Origin of the sequence: Myxococcus llanfairpwllgwyngyllgogerychwyrndrobwllllantysiliogogogochensis (genome assembly GCF_006636215.1) — a bacterium.
Classification (GTDB): domain Bacteria; phylum Myxococcota; class Myxococcia; order Myxococcales; family Myxococcaceae; genus Myxococcus; species Myxococcus llanfairpwllgwyngyllgogerychwyrndrobwllllantysiliogogogochensis.
Genome location: NZ_VIFM01001061.1, coordinates 1 through 379, shown reverse-complemented (window position 1 = coordinate 379; position 379 = coordinate 1). Strand labels below are relative to the sequence as shown.

General features: G+C 57.0%; 1 protein-coding gene. It reads left to right on the top strand.

The genetic code is table 11. From position 1 onward, the window contains the following. Positions 1 to 31 precede the first annotated feature (31 nt). A partial coding sequence (locus FJV41_RS56860; RefSeq protein WP_220138097.1) for an AraC family transcriptional regulator occupies positions 32 to 379 on the top strand: 348 nt, incomplete at its 3' end.

The window sequence follows — 379 nt, the reverse complement described above, 5'->3', positions numbered from 1 at the left end:
GTGTGTGCCGGTGGGCCGTTCTCGCGGGCGCATGCATACGCTGTTTTCAGCGCTTCGCGAGGAGTACTGCGAAGAGCACGATGCGCGAGAAATGATGCTCTATTCGCTGCTGGGGACGCTGTTGGTCTGGCTGAACCGACAGTGCCATCCCGCGTCCCCCGCGGAAGATAAAGCGGAGCGGAAGCGCAGCATGATGCGCCACTTCGCCCGCCTTATCGAGAGCCACTACCGACAGCATCTCCCGTTGGCGGAGTATGCGAAGCTGATTGGACTGTCGGTTACGCACTTAAATTATTTATGTCGTGAGTTTTATGGCTGTAGCGCTCTTGGAGTATTGCATCAGCGGTTGATGCTTGAAGCGCGACGCAATCTGCAGTAC